This is a genomic window from Bradyrhizobium sp. IAR9, from assembly GCF_013408065.1.
Classification (GTDB): Bacteria; Pseudomonadota; Alphaproteobacteria; order Rhizobiales; family Xanthobacteraceae; genus Bradyrhizobium.
This window is the reverse complement of the sequence record NZ_JACBZW010000001.1, coordinates 1,066,468-1,092,180: the sequence shown is the minus strand read 5'-3', so window position 1 is coordinate 1,092,180 and position 25,713 is coordinate 1,066,468. Positions and strand designations below refer to the sequence as shown.

The following is a 25,713-nucleotide window of genomic DNA, read 5'->3' as shown; positions in this document are numbered from 1 at the left end:
CGCCGATCAGAGTTTGGGCTCGCCGAGCCCGGACAGCCGTTCGAGGTGCTTGACGGTCGCGATGAAGTCGGTGTCGCCGTCGCCTTGCGCGACCAGCGAGCCGTAGGTCTCGCGCACTTGCGCCGCGAGCTGCAACGGCACGCCGACGGCGTGGCCGGCTCCCAGGATCAGGTCGAGATCCTTGGCCATCTGCTTGCAGGAGAAAGTGGATTCGAAATCGCGGGTGCGCAGCGGCGCGGTCTTGTACTTCACCATCGGCGAGGCCACCGCGCTGTCGTCGAGCACCTTCAAGATGTCCTGCCAGGCGATGCCGCCCTTGCGCGCCAGAGCCAGGCTCTCCGCCATCATCGCCGCCGATACCGCGATCATCAGATTGACCGAGAGTTTCGCGTAACGGGCTTCCTCGGCCGGCCCGAGATAGGTCTGCGCGCGGGTGAAGGCGGCGAACAGCGGCTTTGCGTTTTCGAAGGCGTCTTTCGGCCCCGAGACGAAGCAGGTCAGCGCGCCCGTATGAACGATGCTGGCATTGCCGGAGACCGGTGCGCGCAGATAGGCAATGCCGCGGGCCTGCGCCGCAGCCGCAACTTCCGTAGAAGCCTCGACGCTCACTGTGCTGGTTTCGATCAAAACGGCGCCGGGCGCCATGGCGGCGATGACGCCGGTGGGGCCGAGCATGGCGCCGCGCAACGCGACGTCGTCGGGCAGGGAGGTGACGACAGCCGCCTTGCCGCTCACGGCCTCGGCCGGCGATGCGGCAATCGCAATGCCTTGCGTGCGTGCCTCGTTGATCCGCGCGGCGCTCTGGTCGAACGCGGTGACGGCATAACCGGCCTTGGCGACAAGCGCCGACATCGGCAGGCCCATCTTGCCGATCCCGATGAAAGCGATGTTTTTCGAGGTGTCTGTCATTGTTGTTGTCCGTTGGCGCCTCAGGCGGCGCGTCCCTGTCGTTCGATGTCCTGCACCAGCCGCCGGCCGGATTGCGCCAGTAGCTCTTTCTTCGTCTCCAACCCCTCAGCCAGCAGTCGGCCGTTCCGCTTCTTCCAGGCGCCGCCGATCATGACCGCCTCGATATTGGCGAGGCTCGTCTGCATCAGAACGGTCGCAACGGGATCGTGCACCGGGACGAGGTTGAGATCGGAGGCGTTGATGATGACGAGGTCGGCAAGTTTCCCGGGTGTCAGCGAGCCGATCTGGTTTTCGCGGCCGAGCATGCGAGCGCCTTCCGTCGTGATCCAGCGCAGCGCCTCGCGCACCGGAATCGTGGTCGTAGCGGGGATGGTGCCGCTGGTCTTGCGGGACTCCGCATTGTCGAGCGATCGCTGCATCGAGAGCGCAATGCGCGCGGCGGAGAACAGGTCGCCGGCGAGGATTGATTCGAGGTCAATGCCGATGGTCGGTCGCACGCCACGCCTGAGCAACCGCCCGGTGATCGGAAAGCCATGGCCCTGGATCATCTCGTTCTCGGGCGTCACCGAGAAGGAGACGCCGAGATCGACGAGACGATCGAGCAGATCGTCGGGCAGATCGTTGCCATGGACGATGTTGATGCCGGTGCCGACGAGGCCGGCTTCGATCAGCTTCTCCCAGCCGCCGGGTGTCTTGGCCGGGCCACCGCCCTGATGCATCGATGCGATCAGCTTGAGCTCGCGCGCCATGCGGAAGTCATGCATGGCGACCTCGAGCGTCGAATAATGCGGGCCGAGGATCGCAAGGCCCAGCGTGACGAGACCATCGCGGTCGGCGAGGGGACCGGCCAGCAGCCGCTCGACCTCGCGGCGCGGATGCGGCACTTCCGAGAAATGCGGCTCGCCCGGCTTTGGCTCCGGCTTCGGCGAGCCATGGAAGAAGGCGGCGCGAATGCCGCTCTCGATCAGGCCGCGCACGGCGGCGTCGGTATGATCAGGCGTCGGATTGTTGTGGCACCAGTCGACCAGCGTGGTGGTGCCGCAATTGATCTGGTTCAACGCGCCCACGAGGGTTGCGATGTAAATGTCGTCGGGTCGGAACACGGTCGCAAGGCCCGCATGCATGTGGCGGAAATATTCCAGCAACGTCCAGTTCGCGGCATAGCCGCGCAGGCCGGTCTGCCAAGTGTGCATATGCGCGTTGATCAGGCCTGGGATGATGATGCGCCCTGCGCCGTCGACGATCTCCGTGTCGGCCGCGACGTCGATCGATGGCCGCACCTCGACGATGCGGCTGCCCTCGATCAGCACGTCGCCGTTGCCGAGGTCGCCGATCGCGTCATCCATGCTGATGACGGTCGCGGATCTGATCAGGGTGCGCTGCATCGCCTCAAGCCGCCGCTTTGATTGGGGCCGGCGGCTCGCCAGCCCAGGCGCGCGCGATCAGGTCGCGGATGGCGCCGCGCTCGAGCGGGCGCGGATTCCAGTAGGCGTTGGTGACGGCAAGATCCGCCGCCTTGTCGATACCGCCCTCGGGCATCCCGATATCGCGCAGTGCCGTCTTCGCACCCAACCGCTTCGCAAGCTCGAAAAGTCCCTGCGATGCATCGGCAGCGCCGATTGCGCGCGAGACGCGTGCCATGGCGTCGGGCACGGCTGGCGCGTTGTAGGCGAGCGCATGCGGCAGCACGATGGTGTGTGTCTCGGCATGCGGCAGGTCGAAGGTTCCACCGAGCGTGTGGCAGAGCTTGTGATGCAGCGCCATGCCGACGGTGCCAAGACAGACGCCGCACAGCCATGCACCATAAAGTGCTTCGGTGCGGGCCTCGCGGTCATCGCCCTTGGCCGCGATGGCAGGCAGGGCGCGGGCCAGTGCGCGGATGCCTTCTTCCGCCATCAGCGAGGTCACGGGATTGGCATCCCGCGCATAGAGGGCCTCAACGGCATGGGCGATCGCGTTGATGCCCGATGTCGCGGCCAGGCTCGCCGGCAGCGTCAAGGTGAGATCGACATCGTAGATCACGGTCTCCGGCAGGATTGCCGCATCGCGCACCGTGGTCTTCAGGCCGTTCTCGGTCTGGCCGACGATCGGCGTCATCTCGGAGCCTGCATAGGTGGTGGGAATGCAGAGCTGGTTGATTCCGGTGCGCAAGGCCAGCGCCTTGCCGAGGCCGGTGGTTGAGCCGCCGCCGAGCGAGACGACGCAATCGGCCTCGCACGCCTTCATCGCCGCGAGCGCACGCTCCGTAACCTCAACAGGCGTGTGCATGGTGGCGCCGGAAAACAGTCCAGCATAGAGCGGGCCGAGCGCCGACCCAAGGCTCTTGCCCTGCGCCTCCTGCTGCGGCGTCGTCAGCACCAGGGCGCGCTTGCCGCCGAGCCGCTCGACCTCGGCCTTCGCGGAGCCAAGCGTTCCGCTGCCGAACACGACGCGGCAGGGCAAGTTTTCAAAGGTGAACGAACCGATCATGCGCCGGTCTCTTTGATGGGATAATCGACCTGGAAGCGCCCGATCCGCAAGTCGCCAAGCGCCTCGCGCACGCGCAGATGTTCCGGATGGTTGGCATAGGCCGAGAGCGCGGCCTGGTCGGTGAATTCGGAGAACAGCACCACGTCGCAGGCGTAATCCACCGCGCTGACGTCCATGCCGACTTCGATATGGGTGAGGCCGTCGATCCGGCCCTTGAGGCCCTCGAACAGAGTCTTGACCTTGACCCGGGCGGCGGAGCGCTCCTCGGGGCTTTCCCCGCGCAGCCGCCACATCACGATGTGCCTGATCGGGCCCGACATTTCCTGATTTCCTCGCCTGCCATTGTGCTTTGTTGGCGCTATTTTGCCTTGCAGAAATCGGAAATAAAGGCCAAAATTTGTAAGTCTCTTTTCCTGTTTTCGCAAAAATGGACCGGCTGCTCCAACTCGAAGTCTTCTCCAAAACCGCCGAGCTCGGCAGCCTGTCCAAGGCCGCCGAAATCCTGCGGATGTCGAACGCGGCCGCCAGCCGCCACCTCAGCGCGCTGGAGGAACGACTCGCAGTCAGGCTGATCGAGCGCAACACGCGCCGCCTATGGCTGACGGAGGCAGGGCAGGAGCTCCTGCAGCGGTGCGGCACATTGTTGAACGAGCTCGCCGAAGCCGAGGATGCCGTCTCCGACCGCGCGCTGTCGCCGAAGGGCATGCTGCGCGTGACGAGCTCGCTGTCCTTTGCGATGATCTATCTCGCGCCGATGCTGCCCGCCTTCCGCGCGCTCTATCCTGATCTCAGCGTGCAGATCATCAGCGCAAACCGCTACCTGGACTTCATCGAGGCCGGCATTGACGTCGCGATCCGCACGCGCGAGCACGAGCCGGATTCCAACATCATCGTCCGCCGTATCGGCCAGATGCACCGCGTGCTTGCGGCGGCGCCGTCATATCTGGAGAAGCACGGCCGGCCGGAGCACCCTGCCGATCTCGCCCGCCACAACATGCTGATCTACAATCTCGCCAACGATCCCTATTCGCTGCGGCTCAGCCAGGGCAGCACGACGCAGACGGTGCGGATCGCGCCGACGCTCGACAGCAATGATGGCCAGATCATCTGCGGTGCGGCACGCGCGGGGCTCGGCATCCTGATCCAGCCACTTTACATCGTGCAGAGCGATATCGCGGCCGGCCGGCTCGTGCCTGTCCTGATGGGCTGGGAGCTGCCGCTGCTCACCATGAACATCGCCTATCAAAACCGCGTCCGGCTGCCCGCCAAGATCAGGGTGTTTTCCGACTTCCTGGTCAGCCACATCCGCGAGCATTCGGAACCGGGGATCTGGATCGACGCGGCGAAGTGAGCGGCAGCAGTCATGTATCTCGGCATCGATCTCGGCACCTCCGCAGTCAAAACCGTTCTCGTCGACGGTGCCCAGCGCGTGATTGCAAGCGAGAGCCGGCCGCTGACGATCACCTCGCCGCAATCAGGCTATTCCGAGCAGGATCCCGCGCAATGGATCGAGGCGACCTTCGCCACGCTCGATGCCCTGAAGGTATCGCATGGAAGAGAACTCGCGGCGGTCGAGGGCATCGGGCTGTCCGGACAAATGCATGGCGCCACGCTGCTCGATGCGAGCTTGAGACCGCTGCGGCCTTGTATCCTCTGGAACGACGGACGCGCCGCCGCCGAGTGTCGCGTCCTGGAGCAGCGCTGGCCCGCCTTGCGTGCAGTGACGGGCAACAAGGCGATGCCGGGATTCACCGCGCCAAAACTGCTCTGGATCGCGAGGCACGAACCTGAAGGCTTTGCAGCGACGAAGTTGGTGCTGCTGCCAAAGGCCTACCTGCGCCTGGTGCTATCAGGCGAAGCCATCGAGGACGTCTCGGATGCGTCGGGATCGCTGTGGCTCGACGCCGCGCGCCGCGACTGGTCGGACGCAGCGCTGGCGGCGACCGGACTGTCGCGCGAGCACATGCCGCGTTTGGTCGAGGGATGCGCGCCTGCAACGACGTTGCGCAGCGAGCTCGCGCGACGCTGGAGTATGACCGGGCCGCCGGTGATCGCGGGCGGCGCCGGCGACAATCCGGCCGGCGCTGTCGGCATCGGCGCGATCGAGCCGGGAACCGCATTCATCTCGCTGGGAACCTCGGGTGCCTTGCTGGCCCCGACCAACAGGATAGCCGCCAACCCCGACCGCGTCGTGCACACGTTCTGCCACGCCATTCCCGGCATGTGGATTCAAGCCGGCGCGATCCTGTCGGCTGCCTCCTGCCTTGCCTGGACCGCGCGCCTGTTCGGCGTTACCGAGGCTGAATTGCTGGCACCGCTCGGATCGCGCCCGCGGGCACCGTCGCCCGCGAGCTTCCTGCCGTATCTCGCGGGTGAGCGGACGCCGCACGACGATCCCGTCGTGCGCGGGATGCTCGATGGTTTGAGCCATGGCACCGATCGCGGGATGATCGTGCAGGCGGTGCTCGAGGGCGTTGCATTTGCGCTCGCCGATTGCCGCGACGCGCTCGCCGATGCTGGCATTGTGATTACGGAAGCCGATGCCATTGGCGGTGGTTCACGGTCCGGCTTCTGGCTCTCGGTGCTGGCGAACGTGCTGAATGTTCCGATCCACCGCTTCGCCGGAGGTGAGACCGGCGCCGCGTTCGGTGCGGCGAGATTGGGGCGACTTGCTGTCACGGGTGAGGCAATCGAAACCGTGTGCACGCGGCCGCAACGCATCGACACGTTCGAACCTGACGCTGGGCTGACGGATGCTTATGCCGAGCGGCTTCCCGCGTGGCGCGAACTGTATCGGCCGCGCCACTAGCATCGCCTCGATGCTACATTCCGGCCTGTTCGGTATTGCCCTGTGCCGCGGCCTTTTGTTTAATGCGCAAGCCGCGCTGACAGAATGATTGAGACGCGGGTGGGAAACGCATTGTGCGCCGGGAGGCACGATGAACGATCCGATCCTCGAGATGCGTGGGGTCTCAAAATCCTTCTTCGGCATCAAGGCGCTGCGTGCCGTCGATCTCACCGTCTATGCCGGCGAAATTCATGCGTTGATGGGTGAGAACGGCGCCGGCAAGTCGACGCTGATGAAGATCCTGTCCGGCGCCTACAGACCCGATCCCGGCGGCGAGATCCGCATCGAAGGACATCCGGTCCGGATCGAAGGCCCGCTCGGCGGCCGCGCGGCGGGCATCTCCATCATCTATCAGGAGCTGTCGCTCGCGCCCAATCTCAGTGTTGCCGAGAATATCTATCTGGGACGGGAGATATCGCGGACAGGCTTGCTGGCGCGCGGCGCCATGCGCGAGGCCGTCGGTCCGATACTGAAACGGCTCGGCGCTGACTTCCAGCCGTCGACGCTGGTGGCGCATCTGTCCATGGGACAGCGGCAACTGGTCGAGATCGCGCGGGCGTTGCATGCGAGATCAAAGATCCTGATCATGGACGAGCCGACCACCTCCTTGTCGGCCGCCGAAAGCGAGCGGCTGTTCGCGCTGATCCGGCAGCTTCGCGCCGAGGGCCTCGCCATCATCTACATCTCGCATCGCATGGACGAGGTCTACGCGCTCGGCGACCGCGTCACCGTGCTGCGCGACGGCCGCCTGGTCGGCTCGCTCGACAAGGCCGAGATCCGTGCCGACACCATCGTGCGGCTGATGGTCGGACGCGACGTCTCATCGTTCTACAAGAAGGACCATGATCCGGAGGCAGGACGCGGCCATCCCGTGCTCGCCGCGATCGACATGGCCGATGGCCTGCGCGTCAAGGGCTGCTCGCTGACCGTGCATGCGGGTGAGGTGGTCGGTCTCGCCGGTCTGATCGGCGCCGGCCGCACCGAGCTTGCGCATCTCATCATCGGCGCGTTGCCAAAAACCTCCGGCCGGCTCGAGCTGGAGGGGCGCCCGGTCGAGATCCGCGCGCCGGGTGAGGCGCTCGAGGCCGGGATCGCCTATCTGACCGAGGACAGGAAGGCGCTCGGCCTGTTTCTCGACATGTCGTGTCTGGACAACATCAACCTCGCGGTGCTCGGCCGCGATGCGAAGCTCGGCTGGTTCCTGGATCGTGACAAGGCACGCGAGCGCGCCGATCGAGCCTTCGCAGGGCTCAGCATTCGCGCCGCCAATGTCGGCGTCCCCGCCGGTGGCCTGTCCGGCGGCAACCAGCAGAAGCTGCTGCTGTCGCGGCTTCTTGCCATTGCGCCAAAGGTGCTGATCCTCGACGAGCCGACGCGCGGCGTCGACGTCGGCGCCAAGTCCGAGATCTATTCGATCATCGACAATCTCGCCAAGGCCGGCACCGCCATCCTCGTCATCTCGTCCGATCTGCCGGAGATTATCGGCATCTGCGACCGCGTCGTCGTCATGCGAGCCGGGCACATCGCCGGCGAGGTCAGGCGTGAAGTGGCGGTCGCGCTGAACCAGGAAGACATCATGGCGCTTGCGACGGGGATGGAGCATCTCGATGCCTGACAATGGTGCTTCGCAGGCCAAGCCGGCATCGACGACGACCAACGGTGCTGCCGCAGAGTCCAAGCGCCAGCGGGTGAGGGTGCTGATCAGCGCGCTCGGCATGCTGCCGGTGCTGCTGATCCTCTGCATCGGCTTCCATTTCCTGTCCGAGGGCCGCTTCTTCACCGGACAAAATCTCGGCATCGTGCTGCAGCAGGCGGCGGTGAACACCGTGCTCGCCGCGGGCATGACCTTCGTGATCCTCACCGGCGGCATCGATCTTTCGGTCGGCTCGATCCTGGCGGCTTCCGCGATGGCCGGGCTGACGCTCTCCAAGATGCCGGAGCTCGGGATGCTGTGGCTGCCGGCCGCGCTGCTCACCGGCCTTGGCTTCGGTGTCGTCAACGGCGCGCTGATCGCGCTGCTCCAATTGCCGCCCTTCATCGTCACGCTCGGCTCTCTCACCGCCGTGCGGGGCCTGGCGCGACTGCTCGGCGCCGACACCACGGTGTTCAATCCCTCGATTCCCTATGCTTTCATCGGCAACGGCTCGCTGACGCTCATTCCCGGCGTCGTCTCGATCCCATGGCTCTCGGTGATAGCCTTGCTCGTCATTCTCGTCTCATGGCTGGTGCTGCGCCGGACCGTGCTCGGCGTGCACATCTACGCGGTGGGCGGCAATGAAAGCGCGGCGCGGCTTGCCGGCATCAAGGTCTGGGCCGTGCTGATCTTCGTCTACGGCGTCTCCGGGCTTTTCGCCGGGCTCGGCGGCGCCATGCAGGCGGCGCGGCTCTACGCCGCCAACGGCCTGCAGCTCGGCCAGTCCTACGAGCTCGACGCCATCACCGCCGTGATCCTCGGCGGCACCTCATTCGTCGGAGGCATCGGCTCGATCTGGGGTACGCTGGTCGGCGCGCTGATCATCGCGGTGCTGTCGAACGGCCTGATCCTCGTCGGCGTCTCCGACATCTGGCAATACGTGATCAAGGGCCTGGTGATCATCGGTGCCGTCGCGCTCGACCGCTATCGGCTGCAGGGCTCCGCCAGGACGTGAAAGGTTCCGGTGCGGCTACTGGTCTGCCGTGCCTGACATGAAGACAGACCAGGGAGGAAGCCAATGTTGAAGACGATCACGCTCGCCGGTGCCGCGACGGCGCTTGCCCTAAGCGCCGCGCCATCCTTCGCCAAGGAGCTCAAGTCGATCGGCGTCTCGCTGGGGTCGATGGGCAATCCGTTCTTCGTCGCGCTGTCGAAGGGCGCCGAGTTCGAGGCGAAGAAGACCAATCCCAATGTGAAGATCACGACCGTCGGCTTCGAATACGACCTCGGCAAGCAGGTCACCCAGATCGACAATTTCATTGCCGCCGGCGTCGACCTGATCCTGCTCAATCCCGGCGATCCCAAGGCGATCGGGCCGGCGATCAAGAAGGCACAGGCGGCGGGCATCGTCGTCGTCGCGGTCGACACCGCGGCCGAAGGCGCCGATGCCACCGTGACCACGAACAACGTGCAGGCCGGCGAGATCTCCTGCCAGTACATCGTCGACAAATTGGGCGGCAAGGGCGAGGTCATCATCGAGAACGGGCCGCAGGTCTCGGCGGTGATCGACCGCGTCGTCGGCTGCAAGAACGTCTTCTCGAAGAACGCCGGCATCAAGGTGTTGTCCAACGACCAGGATGGCAAAGGCTCGCGCGAAGGCGGCCTCACCGTCGCGCAGGGCTATCTGACCCGCTTCCCCAAGATCGACGCCATCTTCGCCATCAACGATCCGCAGGCGATCGGCACCGACCTTGCGGCGCGCCAGCAGAACCGCAGCGGCATCGTCATCACCGCGGTCGACGGCGCGCCCGATATCGAGGCCGCGCTGAAGGATCCGCAGTCGCCGCAGATCCAGGCCTCGGCTTCGCAGGACCCATTCTTCATGGCGCGGCGGGCCGTGCAGGTGGGCGTCGGCATCCTCAACGGCCAGAAGCCGGCCTCGACCGTCGAGCTGCTGCCGTCCAAGCTCGTGACCCGGGACAACGTCGCCGAGTATAAGGGCTGGACCTCGGATCGTTCGCAGTAAGATGCGGTCCCGTGCCGGGAGCGATTGAAACGGGGATGACGGGCGGCGTTTGAAACCACGCTGCCTGTCATGCCAAAGCCGATGCACGTGCCGATCTGCTGTACGAGCGGGCGGGCTGCCTCTTGTGTTAGCCTCGCGCAACCTCGACCGGTCGAATCGGAAGCGATCTCGTGAAATCCAGGACATCCGGTACCGCCTGGCGGCATGCCAATATCGGCCGCCTGCTCAACAACGCGGTTCGCCGCTTTGAAGGCCGCGTCCTCGAATTGATGGGCGAGCGGGGACACGACGAGACGCGCATTGCCCATGTCAGCCTCACCCGCAATCTCGACTTGGAGGGGACGCGGCTCACCGAGCTCGCCCGCCGTGCGTCCATGAGCAAGCAGGCGATGGGCGAGCTGGTCGATCAATGCGCCGAGCTCGGCCTCGTCGATCGCATCGCCGATCCGACCGACCGGCGCGCCCGCATCGTCATGTTCACGCCGGCCGGCCGCAAATGGCTCGACGCGTTCCGCGATGCGGTCGACATCGCCGAGCAGGAGATGCGCGTCGAGCTCGGCAAGTCCGCCATGGACGCCATCCTGAAAGGGCTGACGGTCTACGGGGCGAAGTTCGACACGCTCGACGATTAGTCAGGTAACTTGACGATATCGTCAGCAGCCTTACCATGCAAGATAGTGCTGGTGGGGAGAAACCTATTGGAAACACGTCTGACGGCCTCGGTGCTCATCGTCGGCGGGGGACCCTGCGGGCTGATGCTGGCCAACGAGCTCGGCCGGCGCGGCGTGTCCGCGATCCTGGTCGACGACAAGCCGGGCACCGCATTCAATCCGCAAGCCAACGCAACGCAGGCGCGCTCGATGGAGCATTATCGGCGGCTGGGTTTTGCCGACGAGATCAGGCGCGAGGGCCTGCCCGCGGACTACCCGACCGACGTTGCGTATTTCACCCGCTATACCGGTTACGAGCTGGCGCGTTTTGCATTGCCGTCATCGTCCCGCGCGGGCGAGCTGATCAAGGGCATGTCGGGTTCCTGGAGCGCAGCGGAGCTGCCGCATCGCGTCTCGCAAAAATATGTCGAGGCGGTGCTGCGCCGCCATGCCGAGCGGCTTCCCGGTATCCAGCTCAACTATGGCCACCGGCTCGTCGGTTACACCGAAAACGATGACGGCATCGTCGGCGAGATCGAATGTCTCGATGATGGCAGGCGCTTTCAGGTCCGGGCCGACTTCTTGGTCGGCGCCGATGGACCCCGCTCGGCGGTTCGCCAATCGCTCGGCATCGTCTATGGCGGCGAGACCGGGACGCATCGCGATTTCATGGGCGGCCGCATGCTGGCTGTGTATCTCCGCTCGCCGGAGTTCTACGCGAGCATCCCGCACGCCAAGGCGTGGATGTACAACTGCTTCAATGGTGACCGCCGGGCCTTCATGGCCTCGGTGAACGGACGCGACGAATTCGCGTTTCACACCCAGCTGCGGCCGGGTGAAGACGCGAGTGCGATCACGATCAATGATGCCAAGGCCGCGTTCCAGCGCGCCTGCGGCGCTCCGATCGAATGCGAGGTGCTGTCCTTCGTGTCCTGGACCGCAGGTCACGCGCTGGTCGCGAACGGCATGCAGCGGGGCAGGGTGTTCCTCGGCGGCGACGCGGCGCATCTATTCACGCCGACCGGCGGGCTCGGCTACAACACTGCGATCGAGGACGCGGTCAATCTCGGCTGGAAGCTGGCAAGCGTCGTCAAGGGCGTAAGCCCGGTATCGCTGCTCGACAGCTACGAGGTCGAGCGGCGTCCGGTGGCGCTCCGCAACACCGACTATGCCCGGCGCTTCGCGGACTCCCTTGGTCTCTTTGCGCCTGCGCCTGACATCGAGGACGCCACGGACGAAGGCAGCGAAGCGCGGCGTACGGCAGGCGTCTATCTCGAGCAGCACGCTCGTGCCGAATTCAACATCCCCGGTGTTACCTTCGGTGGGCGTTACGACGGTTCTCCAATCATCGTCTCCGACGGCAGCCGGCCGCCGCCTGATGCTGCGAACGTCTACATTCCCAGCGCCTGTCCCGGTGGCCGCGCACCGCATGCGTGGCTGGAGGACGGCGTGTCCTTGTACGATTTGTTCGGATTCGAATGGACGTTGCTCCAGTTCGGCGAGGTCGCGCCGGCGCCCGCTGCGGTCGCCGACGCCGTCCGCGTGCTCGGGGCGGATGTGAAGCTCGTCACGCTGCCGGGATCCTTGCGCGAACTCTATGACGCCGACCTTGCTTTGATACGTCCCGATCAGATCGTGGCCTGGCGTGGCAGCGCGTCACAGGTCGGAACGATCGGGCGTGTCCTCGCCCGCGCGCTTGGGCACGGCGCAAGCGACGGCGCGCCGGCGGCTTCAGCCGGCGGTGTATGAACTGGTGCGCGGAGACTGAACGGCGGACGGAAGTTTGCTCGCGAAGGCGCGGGTCTTGGGCTGGACACGCGATCCGTCGATCACCTCGAGTCGGCCGCAGCGGTTCAGGGTGTGCAGCTTTCTGCCCGGCCACGCCGGTCCGGGCTTGAGGGAATGGCGGACGATCTGCTTGAAGGCCGTCGGCGACAGCTCGATGACTTCCGCCAGCGCGAGCGCCGCACCGTATCCGTCGGCACAGTTCTGGACCGGGCGCCACAATTGGTCATTGATGGTCACGAAATTCCCCGCCGGCCGCGTGCTTGCACGGTCGATCAGGACCGGATTGCTGGCGTGCGGCAACCAGGGCCCCAGGAGGTGCTCGGCGTAATAGATCGCCAGCGAGTCCGAATAGCCACCGGTGCCATCGCGCCAGGCGCCGAACAGATAATGCAGGCCGTTGTGCCGCGTGATCGTGACGTCGGCGAGCTCAAGGCCTGACAGGAGAGTCGCGTGTCTCTCCCATTTGTCCGGGAAGCGAACGCATTTATAGAGGGCAACGTCGCCGTGGATTGAGCTCTCCGGGATCATCCACAAATCGCCGCCGTCTTCGATCAGGAAGGGATAGGAGAGGTGCCAGGGCTCCTCAAGCACGGGCACGACCTCGCCGGTCGGCCCATTGTCACCGAACTCGATCGCCGAAATGATGCCCTTTCCAACCCGGTGATCGAGGTCTTCGAAGAAGACGAATGTTCGGCCCTGCCACGTGACGGGAATGGGATCGGCGTAGAAGTGATTGCCGGGATCGGGAAGAATGTTCCAACCTGGTCCAGACAGGTCGCCCGTCTGCCAGACGCCTGCGCCGTCGTTGAAACGCCACCCGATATGCCAATGCGGGGCGTAGCAGCAGAGGCGATAGATCTCCTTGGCAATCGACACGGCAAGGCCGCGCGCGACATAGCCGGCGGGACCCCGCCGCGAGCCATCTCCGGCGGGACGCGCCAGTTGCGGCACAATCCGCGGCCGTCCCGACAGGATCGCCGATACCATGGTCAGCGTTCGCGCCATGACGGTTTCGAGTGCGCCGCTGAGGCCTGCGGCAATTTCGCCGGAAGGATGGCCGCGATCGACGACCGAGCCGTCGATCTCGTTGACGATGTCGATCACCGGCAGGTCGCCGGCCAGGATGGCGGCGAGCGCGGCGTTTTCGCCTGCTACTCCATTGAACAGCGGACGGAGATACAGCCGGGCCGAGCTGTTCGGATCGCGCGCGCCGCCGGTGAAATCGACGATCACGTCGGCCGTCCGGGTGCGAACCTGCGTCCGTTCCGCAACAATGTTCAGCCTGTTGGCGCCGCTGTGTTTGCCCTTGTGCAACACCAGGCGTTCGAGCTCGAACAGGGCGTCGAGACCTGTGGGGCGCGGCTCTGCAGTCGCCGTCCACGCGATTTGAACCGGAACGTCCCGGCCGTCGATCGACAGTGTCTGGCGATCCATCCACCGCCGCGCGTAGTCGCGTTCACAGCGAAACTCGATGATCATGTCGAGCCCATCTATTCCAACGTATCAGGTCAAGTGACCTGGCCGAGAATTCGAACGTATTCCTCCACCATGGCATCTACCGAATAGCGCAGCCGCAGGCCTTTGGCGTTTTGTCGCAGTTGGTCGCTCAAATGTTGGTCCGTCAACAGCCCGGAGACGGCTGCAGAGAGCTTCGCGTGATCGGAGGCGTCGACGAAGAGCGCAGTCGGCTTTCCTTCGTAGGACAACACTTCGCGCAAGACGGGAAGATCGGTGACGACGGAGGGAACACCGGCGTTCGCAGCTTCGACCGCGGCCAGACCGAAGGTCTCGGCCTGGGTCGGGAATACGAACACGTCGAGGCAGGCGAGAAAGTCCGCCATCCGGCTGGGCGGGATTTCCCCCAGCAAATGCAGCCTGTCTGACACCTTCAATTCACTCGCGAGCAGCTTCAGCCGGGCCTCGTCGGCTCCCTGGCCGGCGAGCGCGAGGTGCCAGGACGGTTGATCCGGCAGCAGACGTATCGCCAGGTCGAGACGCTTGTGCGGATGCAGCCTCGCTGCGCAGCCGAGCAATATACGATCCGGCGGCAGGCTGAGTTTTTGTCGTGCGGCTTCCTTCGACAGGATCAGGGCCTTGTCATCGAAGCCGTGCGGGACATGCACCATGCGCGACCGGTAGGCCGCGGGGTAGCGCGAATATTCGCGCTCCATGTCTTGCGAATTGAGCGTGATGCGATCGAAGAAGCCGAGGCTGCCCATGGCGATGTCGGCGGTGCGGACCGGCCAGCTCATCGACAATGCGGATGACACCTGATTGGCGATGACAGGTGCGCGGCTGACGAGGCGCGTCACGCCGCCGCCGATGACGTTGCCGAAATGCTGGAAGGTCAGGACGGCGTCGGGCCTGATGGTGCTGATATGGCGGCCGAGCGCCCACAGCATCCGCAGCAGTGCCACCGGATTGCCGGGTCGGCTCGGCGCGCAATAGAGCGTATCGGGCGGCTCGTCGAAGGAATCCGATTTGCGGAAGAAAAATAGATTGGTGACGCGGTAGCCACGCGCGGTCAGCCCGGCGCCGAGAAGCCTGGAGATCTCCTGCGCACCGGCGTTCTCGGCCTGGGTCTGCGCGAGAAGCACGTGCAGCTTTCGTCCGCTGCCGTTCGACCGCGCGGGTGCCGTCGCGGTCGTCTCGCCCAATTCCTTGTTCGGCTGATAGTGGAGCACCGATCCCGACCCGCTAAAGAAACGAAATCTTCACCTTCTTAACTCCGTACCTATCATGCGGGCATCGCGCGGACACCGACTAGCAACAAACGGAGTTAATGCCAGGCCTGGCCGCCGACATCGTTCCCGCAGGCATTTTACGGGTTCCCGGATGCTGCGCAGCGAGCGCGTTAACCAATCGATCCCGAGCGCTACCAGCGCGTGATCGCGAACTGCCGGCGGAGGGCGTGATTGAGGCCTAGTCGCTGGAGTCGGCGCCGCGCACTGCATAATTGCCGCGCTTCAAGGCGGAGAAGCGCAGCAGCACGAGGATCGAAGGATCCACCCCTGTTCGGCGGCGGCAGAGGACGTTCAGGGCAATGGTCGCGAGCGCCAGCGATACGGTCGCCGAAATCGCGGCGCCAAGCACACCGAGCCAGGGAATGAGGATGAGAAATCCCACGAGCCGCAGCGCGACATTGGCGGCAACGACGGGAACGTAGATTCGTTCATGGCCGGTCAGTTGCAGGATCGCAGCAGACGGGCCGCCTGCGGCCTGGATGGCCGTTCCGATTGCGAGCACGATCAAGACCGAGTGCTGCGCGGTGAAATGAGGTCCGAACAGGTTGAGGAGATAGGGGCCGCCGATCCAGATCGTTGCCAGCCCGGCGATCACGCATAGCGCGGTCACCTCCGCCATCAGCTGTAAGGTTCGCTCGAACTCCCGGTGGTTCTTGCTGAAATACAGCGAGGGAAGCCGGCGGGCTCCGAACGTGTATAGCGCTGCCGACAGCATGGCGAAGATGTTGGCAAGGCGCGATGCGGCAAAGTAGATACCGGCAGTCACCGGATCCAGCATCCAGTACACCAGAATGACGTCGAAATACTGGTTTGCAGCTTCAAGGATGGATGCAAGCCAGAAGTGCAGGGCGCTCGAGCGCCAGCGGGACGTTTCGGAGCGCGCCGGAGTACCGCGCAAATCCGGCAGCACGCGCGCGATCGAAACGATTTGCGCAACCAGGCCCACCGATATGGCAAGTGTCATCACCGCCATCAACTCGGCGGGATCGAGTTGCCGATGACCGAGCAGCATGGCGAGCAGAAACAGGACGACGATGACTCGCCAGAAGAACTCGCGATTTCCTTCGCCTGTGAGAATGCTGACCAGGGAGCGTGCGATCTGGCTGCCAAGCATCACTCCGGCAGTCGCGGCCGTATAGGCCGACACCGCAAGTATGAGCAGCCACCCGTCGCCTCTCATGTCCGCCGCGATGGCGATCCCGATGATCACAATCAGCATTGCGACCGAGGTAATCTTGAAGCTCGACAGGAGAACACCTTTGGTGAGGTCCGGCCTGTCGCCGACCTGATACTCGTTCAGGAACCGCACCAGCAACGATTCCTGGCCGACCAGTCCCACGACGGCGGCGATCTGGGCAACCGAAAGCCAGGTCGCAAAGATACCGAAACCGTCGGGCGACATCGTTCGCGCCGCCAGCGAAAACAACGCAAACGCGAGCGCGCCGCTACCAACCTTGAGCAGGATGGTACCGACGACACCGCGCGTGACATCGCGCCGCATGAGCTGGAGGATGGATTTAATCATGGAAGTTTAAGGAGCTGCTCTCCCCTGAAAAACATGTTCCGATATCGGTGACAACCTAGCATGCCGAAAAACAGCGAGTGTTAATGCGGGCGTCCAGGATCTCGCCCGCAACTCGATACCGCGATGATGCCGGTTGCTCCACTGTGGAACATCGCCGTCCCCGTTGTCCCAAATAGAGCAGCGCCGAGCTCAGGCCGACTGACGGCATAGTGCCGCATCGACGGCCGATAAAGGCGAGATCAGGCGCTTGAATGCGGAATGGCTCGCCGGGATCGGCCGCAGAACTGCCGGAAGCCGGAATTTACCGAGAATCCCGAGCAAGAGGCGTGCCGGTTATCGTCTGGGTAGCCCGGCTCTCTGCTTCATTAACCTCGATACCGAGAAATGATCGCGTTTGGTCCTGCGATGCGACATCAGGCCGGAGAATTGCACGTGCGGCTTTGGTTGACCGTGGGAGCCTGGATCATGACGGCGGATAGAACTGTGACCGAGCCGATCGGCGCGGCTGGCACTTCGACGATCGTTGCGGATATCGCGATCGTCGGCGGCGGCCTCGCAGGATCGCTTGCGGCGGCCGTGCTGGCGCGGGCAGGGCATCGCATCGCCCTGATCGACAAGCGGGCAGTCCATCCGGATGAGTTCCGGGTCGAAAAGATCGGTGGCCATCAATTGGCGATGCTCCGCAAGCTGGGCTTCCTCGATGCGCTCGAAAATGTCGCTTGTCGATATGATCAGGTGCTCAATATCCGGGAAGGCAAGGTGGTCGATGTCAGCGTCGGCCAGGCCTACGGATTTCCCTATGCCGACCTCGTCGCCATGGCGCGCAGCCGGATCCCCGATCCATCCGATCTGATCGTCGACGAAGTCACCGCGATCAGCTGCAGCGACGACGTCCAGCACCTCGAGCTGGCCTCCGGACGGCGCGTGACTGCGCGTCTCGTCGTTCTGGCCACGGGCATGGCGGCGGCTCTCGGTTATAAACTCGGTATCAAGCGGCAGATTCTGGCCGAACGCCATTCGGTTTCGTTCGGCTTCACGATCGCCCGCCGCGATGGCGCGCCGTTCGATTTCGAGGCGCTGACCTGCTATGGCGAGCGCACCGCCGACGGCATCGACTATCTCAGCCTGTTTCCGGTACGCGCCGGCATGCGGGCCAATCTTTTCATGTTCCGCGACCCGACCGATCCGATCATGCGCGAGCTGCGTCGTGAGCCGGAAGCGACAGTTCTGCGCCTGCTGCCGGGATTGCGGCCTTATCTCGGCGATTTCCGCGTCACTGACCGTGTCCAGAACTGGGTGATGGATCTGACCGTGGTCGAGGGACATCTCCAGCCCGGCATCGTGCTCATCGGCGATGCGTTCCAGACCAATTGTCCCGCCGCCGGCACGGGCGTCGCGCGCCTGCTGGTGGACGTCGATCGTCTGTGCACTGAATATGCTCCGAAGTGGCTCGCGACCCCAGGCATGGGCCTGGACAAGATCCCGCAGTTCTATTCCGACCGCGACAAGATTGCGGCGGACCAGCAGTCCCTGAAGATGGCGCGCTTCCGCCAGGCCCTGACATCCCGCAACGATATCGCCTGGGATGTCCGGCGCCGGTTGCACTTCCTGCGGCGCAGCCTGGCGCACCGCGTCGATCAAATGCATCCCGGCTGGCTCGGGCGTGTTCGCGGGGCGTTGCGCGCCTGAGCTCCGTGGCCCTTCGCCTGCCGTTTTTCAGCGCGTGGGCGTTGGAGTGCGGGCGGGCAGGAGCCGCAAATCCGACAGCCGCTTGGCCGCCAGTTTGAGCCAGGGAGCCTGCTTCAGCGCGAAAAGGGCGATGGCACCTGCGGTGCTGCCGGCTTTCGTGATCGCCCACATCGGCGAGGGCTGTCCGCCGAACAGTTTCTTGTATGGCTCGTCACCAATGGTGAAATCGAGCATCTGATCGCCGCGCTCGATACAATCCCGCGCGACCTGCTCGAACATCAGCGCGCCGAGCGACTGGCTCTTGTACCCGGCAATGTCGAAGGCGCTCATGATGATGAGGAAACTGCCCTGATGGCAGAGGCCGAGCACGGCGGCGATCACTTCGCCGTCCATCTTCATGGCATAGAGACGCACAAAGGAGCCGAGACCACGAAGGGCCACGTCGGAATAGAAGCCGAAATATTCGGGACGCTGGAGCAGATCTCCGTCGCCTTGCGCCTGAAAGCGCGGACCGCGAAACTTCCTCATCACATCCAGCGCTTCGAGCACGGAGGCGCTGTCATTGCAGCATGAGAAGCTCAGTGCGCCTTTTTTCTGGAGCTGACGATATTTCTTTGCGAGCTCCTTCTGATAGGAGCGATCGATCGCACTGGCCCGCCATTGCTCGAATGGCGCGACGAGCACCGTCGCGTAGGCATTGGTGTCCATCGATACGCGGCGGGACGTAGCCAGGAGGTTCTCGATCGGAAGCCGCCCGTCGGGCAGCTTCGTCATCCGGAGCAGGTCGAAAGGACGAACGAGGCGCCGAATCTCCGCGCATGCTTCGGCGTCGTCGAGCAGTTGTGAAAACAATTTCGGGCTGCAAACCGGCGCCAGATAATCGGAGACACGGAGGTCGGCGAACTCGACGGTTCGGATCGGACCGCGCCGGATCCGGAGCAAGGGCAGCACCATCGCAAGGGCGCCCGTCGCGCGGTGGCGGACCACGACGACCAGAGGTGTCGCACCCGCATCCGACGCGAGCCTGGTGTAGAGGCTGTGCAGCCAGATCGGATGCTGGAACGCAGTAGCGGCCGAGCGATCAAACAGCTCGGCATATTCCGGAGACAGAAAGTCGAACGCCTGCTCGATGACGATGTCGAACGTGTTGCTAAGCTTGTTCATGCGCAATCAGGGAAACCGGATAATTCGCGAAGTCGATCGAGCCGTGGCTACGCCTTATAGCAGGCCGTTACGAGCTAGACACCGGCGGTGTGCGATTTGCATTAACGCGCTCAACCACGTTCGTATCCTTACCAAATTCTTAAATTCCAGAGCCGTTTGGGCTTGGTCTCAGGATGAGATTGTGCAGAGGCGGCCTGATGCCAGACAAGGCTCCGGGCAGCTGAAGTTCACCTGCCCCAACGAAACCTCGTCTTTGACGCCGGTGGTGGTCGTGAATGTGCGCTTGCGCCAAGCGCGGCAGCGATCGTCCTGCACGGATTTCCAAGGTCCCTCATTCGTGTATGATGACCAGCTCAGTTCGGAATATGCGGAAGATGTCCCCCCTTTCACGGCGAGAGCTGTTCGATATGGCGGCGCGGATCACGGCGCTGGCCGCATGGCCCGGCTGCGCTGCCGCCGACGATTATCCCTCCCGTCCCATCAAGCTGGTCATTCCCTATACGGCTGGCGCCGCTGGTGATCAGATCGGACGTCCCTGGGCGGACAGGATGGGCTCGCTGCTGGGGCCGATTTATGTCGAGAATATCGGCGGCGCCGGTGGTGCGATTGGATCCGCCGCGGTGGCGCAGAGCGCCCCCGATGGCTATTCGATTTTGCTCGGTAATGGCAGCACGCAGGTGATGATTCCGTTATCGTCGCCGCAACCCGCCTACGACACGGTTCGTGATTTCCGCGCCATCTATCGCCTGATTAGCAGCACGCTCGCATTCGCGGTTCATCCCTCCTTGCCGGTGAAAGATCTGCAGGAATTGATAGCCTTTGCGAAGGCTCACCCGGGCAAGCTCTCCTACGGCACTCCAGGCGTCGGCACCGGCAATCATCTCGTCGGGGAAATGTTCAGGCTGCAATCCGGCCTCGCAGCGGACGTCGTCCACATCCCCTATCGGGGCATGAGCCCCGCCACCAACGACCTGGTCAGCGGCCAGATCTCTGCCGTCATTGCCGTGGTATCGAGTCAGATCCTGCAGTTGCACCTTGCGGGCAAGCTGCGGCTGATCGCCGTGACGAGCGAACAGCGGCTGAGCGGCGCGCCGGAGATTCCGACGGTGGCTGAATCCGGCATGCCGGGCCTCAAATACGCCGGCTGGTTTGGCTTGTTCGCTCCAAGAGCGACCCCGGATACGATCGTGGAGCGGATCGCAGCGGCGACCCGCACGGCGATGGCCGATCCTCACTTGCAGGAAAGCTATCGCTCACAAGGTCTGGAGCCGGACATCGATTCGGGTCCTGACAAGTTTCAGCGCCTGGTCGAGGACGAACTGGTCCGCCTGGCTCCCATCGTCAGGTCGACAGGGCTCAAGCGCGATTGAGATCGCGCCAGGCCTGCGTGTGAAGCCGGAACCAATGCCGACGGAAGCCGTCGCTGAGCGAGAGCTCTTCGGGATGTTCTGCCGGTGGCGGTCAGTGCCATCGGGTCTGCCCGCTGCATCAACCTGCCAGCCTTACCGCGCTCGTTCGATATGAGCCCGGATCGCCTGTCGCTCGGCATCGATCCAGCCATGCTGGCGCGCCTTGGCTACCATCTCCGCATAGCGCCGATCCCAGCTTGCGTCATCAGGGCGGCCCGCCAGCGTAGGGACCAGATCGATCGAGACGAGCGCATCACGATCGTCGAGAAGCGTGATCCCTTTCCAGCCCTGCGTTTCGGAATTCGCGTCGGCATGCAGCGCCAGCTTGAAGTTGCGGAAGTCGAACGGCTCGGTGAGCCGGACAATTCCGCCGTCGAAGCATTCGATGATCACGATGCCGCTCCCGTGTTCTGGCCCTTGGGCGACGATGCCTGGTTTGGCACCGCCGGAGCCGCCTATGCCTGAGGCAAGGCCCGCAGTGCGCCCTGAAAGTTGACGAGAGGATCGCCGTCCCCGCCGCGCGTCGCCACGATCCTGCCGATGAAGAGACCATGCGTGCCGACCATCTGGTGGTGGTGCAGCACGCATTCCAGGACGCCGATCGCCGGTTCGAGCAGCGGCACGTCGAGGACGCCTTGTACCCATGGCGACGTCGCGAAGCGGTCGATGCCCTTGGCGCCGCCGGCGAAACGCAGCGCCAGATTTTCCTGTCCGCTGCCGAGGAGGCTGATGCCAAAGCAGCCATTGGCGAGGATGGCGGCATGCGTTTCGGAGCTCGCATTGACGCCGACGAGCAGACAGGGCGGCTCCATGCACAGCGAGGTGACGGAGCTGACCGTCAGCCCGCGCCGTGCGGTCCCTGTTCCCGTCGCCACGATCGCCACGCCGCTCGCGAGGTTGCGCATGGCCAGGCGGAATTCAGCAGCTTCGACTGAGCGGACATCGGTCATTTGCGAGATCTGGCATCCCATGACGTACCTCCGGGCTCGCCCTGGCGCCGCGCTATGCCGAAACCGCGTCGCCCGCGATCGTGCCGCGACCGGCAGGGGCGGATTTCAGCTCTTTCCGGATCGCGGGGATGATCCTGCTGCCCCACAATTCGATCTGGCGCAGCATCGTGCGCTGATCGAAATCGCCGAGCTGGGTCTGAAGCGCGATATGGGACGGCTTGAGAATGCTGATCTCTTCCAGCATACGGTCGATCACCTGGTTGACGCTGCCGACGGGCAGGTTGCTGCGCATCGTTTCCAGGCTCATATCGTTCGGGCCGGCTTCTTCCTTGATCAGATAGCCGTCGTCGCTCTGGGCGCGTCGGAACTTCAGGCTTTCGGAGAGCCGGCGCTGGAAGCGCGCATTGTCCAGATAGGACTGGATCTCACTGTCATTGTCGCTGGCATAGGCGCAGCGCAGGAAGCCGAAATGCGTGTCGTCGATGGAACGGCCTTCGTTAGCCGCGATCCCCTCGAGACGTTCGCGCAGCGCCTTGATGGCGTCGAGGCCGTTGAGCAGCGCGGTGACGAACAGATTGTGGTTGTCACGGATGGCGCGGCCGAGAGTCTCGCCATGGCCGGACGTGACCCAGATCGGCGGCATCGGTTTCTGCACCGTGCGCACGGCGATCGCGGTCGGCGGCATCTTCAGGTGCTCGCCGTCATAGGAGAAGATGCGTTCGCGCATGCCGGCCTCGAGCACGTCGTAGAATTCGGCGAACAGCGCGTGCGAATGGTCGAGATCGATTCCGAAGCGATCGAACTCGAATTTCTGGTAGCCCGAGCCGATGCCAAGATCGAGGCGGCCGTTCGAGACGGTGTCGGCAAAGCCGATCTCGCCGAGCAGTCGCGCCGGATTGTACAGTGGCAGCACGCAGACCGCAGTGCCGAGGCGGATGCGCCTGGTCAGGCCGGCGCAATGCGCGACCATCATCAGCGGCGAGGGGCAGAGGCTGTAATTGTTGAAATGATGCTCGGCGTACCACGCCGTGTCGAAACCGGCGTGCTCGGCGATAACCGTCTGCTCGACGGCGTTGTTGATGACCTGCTGCGAGCTTTGATGATAGCCGCGCTGCTGCGCCAGAATGAATACGCCGAATTCCATCGGTTGCGTCCTCCACCGGATTGCTTCTCGGCCGCGCTTGCGGCCGCTCGTCGCTTTTGCGACGCGTTCTCAGCAAGCTAGGGGCTTGAGCTTTTTCGAACAATTGACGTAATCTGAGCATGTCCTTTGCAAAATCTGAAAAGATCGAATGAATCGCCTTCAGGCCATGGAATTGTTCGTCAGCGCCGTCCGTGAAGGCAGCTTTTCCGCGGCCGGGCGCCGCGTCGGGCTCTCGCCGGCGTCGGTGTCGCGCTACGTGGGCGAGCTCGAGGCGCAGCTCGGCGTGCAGCTGTTGAACCGCAGCACGCGCCATCTCGGATTGACCGATGCCGGCAAGATCTTCTTCCAGCGCACCGAGCAGGTGCTGCACGGCATCGAAGATGCCGAAGCCGCGGCGCTTGCGCTTCAGACTGCACCGCGTGGAACGCTGCGGGTGCACTCGCGGACGCTGTTCGGCATCAAGGTGCTTTCGCCCCTGATACCGGGCTTTCAGAAGCTCTATCCGGAGCTGAAGGTGGAGCTGCGTCTGTCCGAGCGGCGTCCCCAGCTTCGCGAAGATGAATTCGACGTCGACTTCCAGATCCAGGCGGCGAAGGACGCGGGCCTCATGCAGCGAAGGCTGCTGAGGAGCGAGCGGATTCTCGTGGCTTCACCGGACTATGTCGGCCGGATGCCGAAATTGCGCGAACCGGAGGACATCACCCGCCACAATTGCCTGACCTACTGGATGGGTCCCGACGACGTGGTCTGGAAGTTCATGCGCAAGAACCGGCTGCGCGAGATCGTCGTGCCTTCGTCCCTCAGTAGCAACAACGGCGTGGTGCTGTGCGATCACGCCGTTTCCGGGCACGGCATTGCCCTGCTGGACGACTACACCGTGGCGGAGGAGTTGAAGAGCGGGCGTCTGATCCGCCTGCTGCCGGGCTTCCGGGTGACGAACTCCACCTTCGATGAAGGCATTTACGCGACGTTTCTCCAGAGCAGCTATCTGCCGGAGAAGATCAGGGTGTTCGTGGACTACATGGCGGAGAACGTACCGAAGCAGGTCAAGCGATCGCAGTAATCGAGGTCGCGCTTAGCCCGAAGCAAACCAGTGCGCCGGCAGCCCGCGCACGCCGAGGCCTTCGACCGCGAACAGGCCGCCGGCATCCGGGTGATCGTCGGCGAGCGCGTGGCTGCGCGAGATCGATGTCACGTAGAGGACGTCGAGATCGGGTCCGCCGAAGGCGAGGCTGGTCGGGTGACGGATCGGCATGTCGATCGTCCGCACCATCGTCCCGTCAGGTGCAAACCGCGCGATCTTGCCGATGCGCACGAGGACGGACCAAAGGTAGCCTTCCGAGCCGATCGTTGCACCGTCGCAACCAGACTGCTGCGCCTCCGTCTCGACGAAGACGCGCTTGTTCGCGAGGGGACCCTCCGCCCTGTAGTCATAGGCCCAGATCATCCGTCTTGCGCTGTCGGCGAGATAGAATGTCCGGCCGTCCGGGCTGAAGCACGGTCCGTTGCTCACGGCAAGGTCGGTCTCCAGCAGCTCCACCGCGCCGGTTGCGTCCAGCCGGTAGAGACCGCCCAGCGGCGTCTCATCCTCGGCGCGGTCACTGTGCATCGTGCCTGCCAGGAAGCGGCCATGGGGATCGGCCTTTCCGTCATTCAGCCGCAGCTTCGGGTGGTCCAGCCCGATCGACGGTCCCTCGATCAGCGTGCGCTTGTCGAAATCGTAACCGGCAAATCCGTGGCGCATGGCCAGCACCGCGCCGCCATCGTCTCGCAGGGCCATCGAACCGATCGGCGCAGGCACGCTGAACGCGTCCGCCACACCGGTGGCGAGGTCGCGCATGCGGATCAATCCGGCCAGCGCGTCGATCCAGAAGAAGCGCTTCCGCCGCTCATCCCATACCGGGCTCTCGCCGAGTTGGTCCTTTGTCGCGCCGAGGCGCATAATCCGGATTGCGCTCATGGTTCCTCTCGAAGTGGGCGCCGGGCTTGACCGATCGGTCTGTGAAAAACTAGTTTCATTCCAGGGTTCTCTGGTTGGCGCCGGGCCGCCGAATGGATTGCAGGCTTCATGACTGAACTGTCAACGATGAAGGACGGCGTTGCGAACCAGGCCGAGGCCTCCGACCGCGTGCTGCAGATTCTTGCCGAAGCCGGGCGGCTGTTCGCCAGCAAGGGATTCGAGGGAACGTCGATGCGCGATATCGCGCTCGCCTGCGGCATCTCCAAGTCGCTGCTCTACCACCATTTCGCCAACAAGGACGAGATCTACGCGCGCGTGGCGGTCGGCTCGACGCTCGAGCTCTATCTGTTCGTGCGCGATCGCATTCCCGACGGGGCGCCCTCGCAGAAGATCCGCGCGTTCATGGTCGCCACGGCCGAATACTTCCGGCGCTATCGTTGGGCCTGGATCGCCTCCACGACCGCCTTCTGGAACGATCCCGATCGCCACAGGCACAAGGAGCGGCTGACGCGCCGCGACCGTTTCGAGAATTTTCTCCGCGGCCTGATCCAGGAAGCCATCGATGCCGGCGAAATCCGCAAGGTCGACGTTCCCATGACCGGGCGGCTTATCCTTTCCTCGCTCAATTGGATGCATCGCTGGTACAACCCCAACAAGTCCGCGACCCCCGAGCAGATCGCGGAGATCTTCTTCGACATGATCTTCAATGGGCTACGAAGCGGCGAGCTGGTCGAGCTTCCCGGAGCGGTGCCGCCCAAGGAGCCGCTCAAGACAGGCCGGCGCAAATCGCGCTGAGCGGCGGCTG

At 64.2% G+C, this 25,713-nt stretch carries 23 protein-coding genes; 11 read left to right on the top strand and 12 right to left on the bottom strand.

All coding sequences use genetic code 11. The features are described from left to right. Positions 1-6 precede the first annotated feature (6 nt). From GGD67_RS05165 to GGD67_RS05150, 4 genes are read right to left on the bottom strand one after another with little or no spacing between them, the layout of a single operon-like run. The gene (locus tag GGD67_RS05165; RefSeq protein ID WP_179731275.1) at positions 7-909 is read right to left on the bottom strand and encodes an NAD(P)-dependent oxidoreductase; all 903 of its coding nucleotides are present in this window, start codon (positions 907-909) and stop codon (positions 7-9) included. A gap of 20 nt (positions 910-929) precedes the next feature. After that, positions 930-2,294 (bottom strand): amidohydrolase family protein, encoded by a 1,365-nt coding sequence (locus tag GGD67_RS05160; RefSeq protein WP_179731273.1) that lies wholly within the window; start codon positions 2,292-2,294, stop codon positions 930-932. 4 nt (positions 2,295-2,298) lie between these two features. Further along, positions 2,299-3,378, bottom strand: a complete 1,080-nt coding sequence (locus GGD67_RS05155; protein WP_179731271.1) for a maleylacetate reductase — start codon at positions 3,376-3,378, stop codon at positions 2,299-2,301. Then, entirely contained in the window at positions 3,375-3,698 is a 324-nt protein-coding gene (locus GGD67_RS05150) for a Dabb family protein (protein ID WP_038947956.1), read from the bottom strand. The genes GGD67_RS05155 and GGD67_RS05150 overlap by 4 nt, the downstream gene beginning before the upstream one ends. 107 nt (positions 3,699-3,805) lie before the next feature. Between GGD67_RS05150 and GGD67_RS05145 the strand changes: the two genes are divergently transcribed. The 7 genes from GGD67_RS05145 to GGD67_RS05115 all read left to right on the top strand — a co-directional run bounded on the left by GGD67_RS05145 (position 3,806) and on the right by GGD67_RS05115 (position 12,284). Continuing rightward, on the top strand, positions 3,806-4,729 hold the full coding sequence (locus GGD67_RS05145; protein WP_018316009.1) for a LysR family transcriptional regulator: 924 nt from the start codon (positions 3,806-3,808) through the stop codon (positions 4,727-4,729). A gap of 12 nt (positions 4,730-4,741) precedes the next feature. After that, the gene (xylB, locus tag GGD67_RS05140) at positions 4,742-6,187 is read left to right on the top strand and encodes a xylulokinase (protein WP_179731269.1); all 1,446 of its coding nucleotides are present in this window, start codon (positions 4,742-4,744) and stop codon (positions 6,185-6,187) included. 130 nt (positions 6,188-6,317) lie between these two features. Beyond that, the gene (locus tag GGD67_RS05135) at positions 6,318-7,841 is read left to right on the top strand and encodes a sugar ABC transporter ATP-binding protein (RefSeq protein ID WP_179731267.1); all 1,524 of its coding nucleotides are present in this window, start codon (positions 6,318-6,320) and stop codon (positions 7,839-7,841) included. Then, positions 7,834-8,874, top strand: a complete 1,041-nt coding sequence (locus tag GGD67_RS05130) for an ABC transporter permease subunit (RefSeq protein ID WP_179731265.1) — start codon at positions 7,834-7,836, stop codon at positions 8,872-8,874. Before GGD67_RS05135 ends, GGD67_RS05130 begins: the two co-directional genes overlap by 8 nt. A 63-nt stretch (positions 8,875-8,937) precedes the next feature. Continuing rightward, complete coding sequence (locus GGD67_RS05125; protein ID WP_179731263.1) at positions 8,938-9,885, top strand: ABC transporter substrate-binding protein; 948 nt, start codon at positions 8,938-8,940, stop codon at positions 9,883-9,885. Positions 9,886-10,055: 170 nt separating this feature from the next. After that, positions 10,056-10,517, top strand: a complete 462-nt coding sequence (locus tag GGD67_RS05120) for a MarR family transcriptional regulator (protein ID WP_179731261.1) — start codon at positions 10,056-10,058, stop codon at positions 10,515-10,517. 66 nt (positions 10,518-10,583) lie between these two features. Beyond that, positions 10,584-12,284 carry an FAD-dependent oxidoreductase gene (locus GGD67_RS05115; RefSeq protein WP_179731259.1) on the top strand — a complete coding sequence of 567 codons (1,701 nt, stop codon included), beginning with the start codon at positions 10,584-10,586 and terminating at the stop codon, positions 12,282-12,284. Here GGD67_RS05115 and GGD67_RS05110 read toward each other — a convergent pair. From GGD67_RS05110 to GGD67_RS05100, 3 genes are all read right to left on the bottom strand, one after another. Then, complete coding sequence (locus GGD67_RS05110; RefSeq protein WP_179731256.1) at positions 12,267-13,802, bottom strand: hypothetical protein; 1,536 nt, start codon at positions 13,800-13,802, stop codon at positions 12,267-12,269. The genes GGD67_RS05115 and GGD67_RS05110 overlap by 18 nt on opposite strands. Before the next feature lie 29 nt (positions 13,803-13,831). Next, the gene (locus GGD67_RS05105) at positions 13,832-15,007 is read right to left on the bottom strand and encodes a glycosyltransferase family 4 protein (protein ID WP_179731254.1); all 1,176 of its coding nucleotides are present in this window, start codon (positions 15,005-15,007) and stop codon (positions 13,832-13,834) included. A gap of 238 nt (positions 15,008-15,245) precedes the next feature. Continuing rightward, the gene (locus tag GGD67_RS05100; protein WP_026201580.1) at positions 15,246-16,592 is read right to left on the bottom strand and encodes a lipopolysaccharide biosynthesis protein; all 1,347 of its coding nucleotides are present in this window, start codon (positions 16,590-16,592) and stop codon (positions 15,246-15,248) included. A 465-nt stretch (positions 16,593-17,057) separates the two neighbouring features. Between GGD67_RS05100 and GGD67_RS05095 the strand changes: the two genes are divergently transcribed. Continuing rightward, positions 17,058-18,281, top strand: coding sequence for an NAD(P)/FAD-dependent oxidoreductase (locus tag GGD67_RS05095; RefSeq protein ID WP_179731252.1), 1,224 nt, complete (start codon positions 17,058-17,060; stop codon positions 18,279-18,281). 27 nt (positions 18,282-18,308) lie between these two features. On the opposite strand, the gene GGD67_RS05090 is transcribed toward GGD67_RS05095, so the two are convergent. Then, positions 18,309-19,445: a GNAT family N-acetyltransferase gene (locus GGD67_RS05090; protein ID WP_179731250.1), complete on the bottom strand. Its 1,137-nt coding sequence runs from the start codon at positions 19,443-19,445 to the stop codon at positions 18,309-18,311. A gap of 374 nt (positions 19,446-19,819) precedes the next feature. Here GGD67_RS05090 and GGD67_RS05085 point away from each other — a divergent pair, with 374 nt between their 5' ends. Then, the gene (locus GGD67_RS05085) at positions 19,820-20,815 is read left to right on the top strand and encodes a tripartite tricarboxylate transporter substrate binding protein (protein ID WP_179731248.1); all 996 of its coding nucleotides are present in this window, start codon (positions 19,820-19,822) and stop codon (positions 20,813-20,815) included. 132 nt (positions 20,816-20,947) lie between these two features. Here the strand turns inward: GGD67_RS05085 and GGD67_RS05080 are convergent, their stop codons facing one another. From GGD67_RS05080 to GGD67_RS05070, 3 genes are all read right to left on the bottom strand, one after another. After that, positions 20,948-21,247 carry a hypothetical protein gene (locus GGD67_RS05080; RefSeq protein ID WP_018316021.1) on the bottom strand — a complete coding sequence of 100 codons (300 nt, stop codon included), beginning with the start codon at positions 21,245-21,247 and terminating at the stop codon, positions 20,948-20,950. 62 nt (positions 21,248-21,309) lie between these two features. Continuing rightward, positions 21,310-21,825 carry a flavin reductase family protein gene (locus tag GGD67_RS05075; RefSeq protein ID WP_246790736.1) on the bottom strand — a complete coding sequence of 172 codons (516 nt, stop codon included), beginning with the start codon at positions 21,823-21,825 and terminating at the stop codon, positions 21,310-21,312. A gap of 31 nt (positions 21,826-21,856) precedes the next feature. Continuing rightward, a complete protein-coding gene (locus tag GGD67_RS05070; RefSeq protein ID WP_179731246.1) occupies positions 21,857-22,948 on the bottom strand; it encodes an LLM class flavin-dependent oxidoreductase in 1,092 nt (363 codons plus the stop codon). Positions 22,949-23,096: 148 nt separating this feature from the next. Between GGD67_RS05070 and GGD67_RS05065 the strand changes: the two genes are divergently transcribed. Continuing rightward, positions 23,097-24,011, top strand: coding sequence for a LysR family transcriptional regulator (locus GGD67_RS05065; protein WP_179731244.1), 915 nt, complete (start codon positions 23,097-23,099; stop codon positions 24,009-24,011). A gap of 12 nt (positions 24,012-24,023) precedes the next feature. Here the strand turns inward: GGD67_RS05065 and GGD67_RS05060 are convergent, their stop codons facing one another. Continuing rightward, on the bottom strand, positions 24,024-24,908 hold the full coding sequence (locus tag GGD67_RS05060) for an SMP-30/gluconolactonase/LRE family protein (protein ID WP_179731242.1): 885 nt from the start codon (positions 24,906-24,908) through the stop codon (positions 24,024-24,026). Between the two features lie 108 nt (positions 24,909-25,016). Here GGD67_RS05060 and GGD67_RS05055 point away from each other — a divergent pair, with 108 nt between their 5' ends. Beyond that, complete coding sequence (locus GGD67_RS05055) at positions 25,017-25,703, top strand: TetR/AcrR family transcriptional regulator (RefSeq protein WP_026201583.1); 687 nt, start codon at positions 25,017-25,019, stop codon at positions 25,701-25,703. Positions 25,704-25,713 lie beyond the last annotated feature (10 nt).